The following is a 4,267-nucleotide window of genomic DNA, read 5'->3' as shown; positions in this document are numbered from 1 at the left end:
AATAATATTTTGCTAGTTATTGGCCAAAATGAATTTGGGCAACTATAAAAAGGTGAAATTTATCAAATTTTACCTACGGCCAAGCCGAATAAATTTTAAATTTGAAATTCTATGGCTTAAACAAAACGGCGCGCTTACTGCGATAAAATTTTACGAAATTTCATAAAATTTCATCGTCGCATAAATTTAAATCCACGCAGCAAGCTCTAAAATTCCGTAAAATTCCGCGTGCTGCGCCGCGACGTAGCCAAGCCCTACTCTACAGCGCGGTTTAACGTGGGGCGTGGCGTGGCGCGAGCCCTATTCTGCAGCGCGGTGCGATGCGGCGTGACGTAGCGCAAGTGCGGCGTGAACCCCACTCTGCGGCACCGTTTGGCGCGGCATGAGCCCTACTCCGCGGCCGCGATTTGACGTGGTGCGGCACGAGTCTTACCCCGCGGCGCGATGCGGCTCAATCCTCGTCTGTCGCGGCGCCCTCGAATATATCTCGGTGCAAAATTTCTTCTAAAACGACCGTCGCGTAAGAGCCTTTCGGCAGGTAAAAACTGAAGCTAAAATGCGCATTTTGCGCATCGTAGGCGTGCTGCACGCGCTCCATAAAGCTCCACGCAAACCTGCGCGAGCCGTTCATCTGCGCCTCAAGCTCGCGCGAGGGCGCGAAAATTTCATCTTCAAATCTGCCGCCAAGCCCGCTAGCTCGCAGCTTCGCTCGCCCCACGATTAGTCCCGCGCTCGTGATTTCTCGCCTTGCAAACCTCTCACACTCCGCGCCAAGATCGTCGCAGCTAAAAAACGCGCCGTGCGGAAAATGTCCTAAAATCTCGCCTCTTAGCAGCTTGAAAAACTGCGGCTGAGCCGCGATCTCGCGCGCCTCCTCCTTGCTTAGCCCGTAAATTTTAGCAAACTCGCCCGAGCTAAATTCCGCCGCAAATTTTGAAATTTCGACCCGCTTGCTAAGCCAGCGATTGAAAAGCTCGCTCTGATAGGCGCTGATTAGAAAGTCGCGCATTTTGGGGTTTTTAAGCCGCCTCTGTCCGCGCAGCACCTCCTCGCCCTGCGCCGCGTTGTCGCCGAACTTGCCGAAGCGCTGATAGCCGAAGTAGTTCGCAAAGCCCTCGCGCCCTAGCGTATCTAGTGCGGCTGCGAGCTTAACGGCGTCGGGCGGCAGGACCTTTTTTAGGCGGATGAAAAAGTCATTGCCCCTAAGATGCCCGATTTTAAGCTTGTTTTTGTGCCTTTGCACGCTTAAAATTTTAAGGCTCTCGTGTGAAAATCCGCCCAGCGCGGGTTCAAATTTAGCAGGCATGCTAACGTGCTGCGTCGTAAGGCCTTGTTTGTCTTTAAGCCCCGCGTAGCCGAACTCGCGCATCTTAGCGCCCGTGCGTTCGCTTAAAATCCGTAGTGCCTCGTGCGTGCCGATGCCCTTTTTTTGCAGCAGCAAAATGCAGTGTTCGCCCTCACCGCTAGGCTCGTAAAGCGGCACTTCGCGCACGACGAAATCGCTGGAATTTTTACTAAAATGCGCATTTATCGGCGCGTGATTTAGGGTGTATAAATTTTTCATAGCCCGCCTTTGCGTTAATCTAAGGCACAATTTTATAAAATTGAGCCTAAAAAACTCATTATTAAGGCAAATTCTAGTATCATTCGCCATAAAAAAAGGATGAAAAATGCTAATCAGGCTCTTTCGCTTCGATCCTCGCTGCGACGTCGCAAGCTACTTCAAGCCCTATGTTTATGAAAGCGCGCCCTTTGCCGATCTTGCGGCACTGCTTGATGACATCTGCGCGCACGATCCCTATTTCAGCGCGCAGGGGGTGGAATTTGTAAAAATCAGCGGCACCACCGTAAGCGTAAAAGAGCCGCTAGATACGCTGATAGCGCACTTCGGAAGCGAGCTAATCATCTCGCCTCTTAGCGAAAAAGAGGCGATTAAAGATCTGCGCTGCGAGCCGAGGGCGTTTTTGGATAAATTTAAAGCCTTTGAGAGCATCGCGGACGCTGCTGATTTCGAGTTTTACAAAAGCCTCGCGCCCTATTTTTACTCGACGAAAATCCCCGCATGCTCGCAGGAGTTTTTGGGCAACAGCGCCTTTATCTTCGCGCACCGCCTGATGCAGACGCATCCGAGCGAGCGTATGAGGATTTTAGAGATCATCGAGCCGCAGATGGCGTATTTTACGAAGTGCGACGCCGTGGGGATGGAGTTTGACGACCGCGCGGCATACAGGGCGTTTTGCGACATTTTAAAATTTGAGCCCGCGCGCAGTAATAAAATTTTAAGCGCGCAGAGCATGGCGGAATTTGACGCAGCGGGCGCGAAGCACGATTTTAGCGGCTTTAACGTCGCCGTGTGGTACGATGAGGCTGCGGAGGAGCTGGCTAGCAGGCTGGGTGCGCAGATCGTGCACTTTGGCTGCGAAGGCACGCCGCTTGGAGCGCAGATATATGAGCGCGAGCGGGAGTGCGCGCTGCGGCTGGGGGGCGAAATTTTACTTGACGCGTTTGACAGCGGAAGCGATTTTTTGCTAGTAAATTCCAAGCTCGCGCTTGATTTTTTAGACGGCAGAAGCGATGAAATCCAAAGGCTTTTCGGCAGAGGGCTCGCGGGCTTTTATCTAATCGCGACGGATGAGCTCATCGCTCTAGCTCGCGGCGAGAGGCCCGACTTTTCGGCACGCAAGCTAAAGCCGACGCTGATTTAAGCGGACGGGGTTTTAAAATTTATCCTATTACGACGGTAAAATTTTAAATCGACTGTATATTGATGATCGGCATAAAGCAAATAGTTTTCTTAATCGCAGGCGGTTTAATCATCTACTATTTCTTTAATGCGGTATTTGCTTGTTCTGCCTTGTGGCTCGTATTCTTACTTTGCTATAAATTGACTATTAAAGCTTACCTTTAATTTCTCTTTTAAAGTAAAATTTTCTAGTCCAACTCCACCACCGCCATATATGTTTAAAATTTTTCTCAAAATATCTATAATTTCATCGCTGGTTGTATTCTCGGCATCTGTTTTTATATCGTGAAGCTCATAAATAATTCTATACGGATCGCCAATCGTTTCATCATTAAAAATCCGCCTCAAGTCCAGCTCTATATCGTTACTTTTATAATACAATAGCCATATCGTTTTAGTTAAGGCATAATCTCCTATATCTCTTAAATGATCATGCGATATACGAATTAGCCAAGTGTTATTTTCTCGGTCTATACACCAATCTAATCTTTCTAGGAACCATAGACTAATCTCGTCATCATCATATTTTTTGCGTATTTTATTTATCGTTTCTAATAAACTATATTTCTCGATATTCTCTTTTGAAATATACTCTGTAACAAACGCCATTCTCTACTCCTTAAGAATTTAAAATTTTGACTGCTTGCAGATTGCCGCTTTTGCTCTTGCGACAAATCGTTTAGCCATTTGCACAAATGGCTAAATATACGCTAAGCTCTATCTTGCCGCGCCGCGTAAAATTTTAAAATTTTGCTTCTTACAGGCGCTGTTTTCTTGCAGTCTCTTGCCGATAACTCGCCGCCTGCTTGAGTGAAATTTTAAAATTTAGTCGTTCGCCGCGCACGTACCGCGTATGAAAACTACGTAGTCCGCCGCTAAATTCCATTTGCGGCCGCTCAAAATCGCGCGGGCTTGCGCGAGATAAAATTTTAAAATTCAGCCGTCTGACACAAGCGGACGAAATTTATAAAATTTCGCCGCCGCAAATCAAAGCGCAAATAAACGCGCTAGCGCGCAGAAATCGCGCGAACTAACAAAAGTCGCGTTTGAATTTCATCGATAAATTTATGAATCCCGCCTATGCTTCGGCGGTTTCGTTTTCGTCGATTACGGCTTGCATCGTGTCTCTGGCGTGCTGCAGCCAATCTTTATCGCTCGTGTCGAGTAGGTCTAGGTAGATGATTTTGACGTATCCGCTGTGGACGGTGAAATCGTGAGAGTTTGCGATGTGCTGCGTGCCGATGAGCACCACTGGCTGGACGCGCAGACCGAGCTTGCTAACGATCGCTTTAGCACCGCTTTGGAATTGCAAAAGCTGCGTGCCGCGATGTCTGGTGCCCTCGGGAAACATCGTGATGACGCGCCCTTCGCTCACGCGCTGCTGTACTTCGTGCACGATCCGCACCAGATCGCGCGGATTTGAGCGATCGACCTGGATCATCTTCGGAAGCGTGATGATTTTGCCGATGATGGGGATGTCGGCGATCTCTTTTTTGGCGATCCAGCAAATATCGCCGGGATGGG

4 protein-coding genes are annotated in these 4,267 nt (G+C 48.8%); 1 reads left to right on the top strand and 3 read right to left on the bottom strand.

Features of this window, described 5'->3' with window-relative positions; translation table 11 throughout:
• Nucleotides 1-451: 451 nt before the first annotated feature.
• Complete coding sequence (gene truD / locus Q0236_RS09460; RefSeq protein WP_297917173.1) at nucleotides 452-1,564, bottom strand: tRNA pseudouridine(13) synthase TruD; 1,113 nt, start codon at nucleotides 1,562-1,564, stop codon at nucleotides 452-454.
• A 106-nt stretch (nucleotides 1,565-1,670) separates the two neighbouring features.
• Here truD and Q0236_RS09455 point away from each other — a divergent pair, with 106 nt between their 5' ends.
• Nucleotides 1,671-2,705 (top strand): hypothetical protein, encoded by a 1,035-nt coding sequence (locus Q0236_RS09455; RefSeq protein ID WP_297917171.1) that lies wholly within the window; start codon nucleotides 1,671-1,673, stop codon nucleotides 2,703-2,705.
• A gap of 164 nt (nucleotides 2,706-2,869) precedes the next feature.
• Here Q0236_RS09455 and Q0236_RS09450 read toward each other — a convergent pair whose 3' ends face one another.
• Together Q0236_RS09450 and Q0236_RS09445 are read right to left on the bottom strand one after the other, a co-directional pair.
• Complete coding sequence (locus tag Q0236_RS09450; RefSeq protein ID WP_297917169.1) at nucleotides 2,870-3,352, bottom strand: hypothetical protein; 483 nt, start codon at nucleotides 3,350-3,352, stop codon at nucleotides 2,870-2,872.
• A gap of 469 nt (nucleotides 3,353-3,821) precedes the next feature.
• Nucleotides 3,822-4,267: lysophospholipid acyltransferase family protein (locus Q0236_RS09445; RefSeq protein WP_297917167.1), on the bottom strand; the 446-nt coding region annotated here is incomplete at its 5' end.

It is taken from the genome of uncultured Campylobacter sp. (genome assembly GCF_938031315.1).
In the GTDB taxonomy this organism is placed as follows: domain Bacteria; phylum Campylobacterota; class Campylobacteria; order Campylobacterales; family Campylobacteraceae; genus Campylobacter_B.
Note: the sequence above shows the minus strand (reverse complement) of the source record. Positions and strands in the feature narration are given on the sequence as shown.

Bases quoted from the DNA above. Each gene is read 5' to 3' on its own strand.
- Q0236_RS09455 (WP_297917171.1), top strand. From the start codon at position 1,671: ATGCTAATCAGGCTCTTTCGCTTCGATCCTCGCTGCGACGTCGCAAGC.
- Q0236_RS09450 (WP_297917169.1), bottom strand. From the start codon at position 3,352: ATGGCGTTTGTTACAGAGTATATTTCAAAAGAGAATATCGAGAAATAT.
- truD (WP_297917173.1), bottom strand. From the start codon at position 1,564: ATGAAAAATTTATACACCCTAAATCACGCGCCGATAAATGCGCATTTT.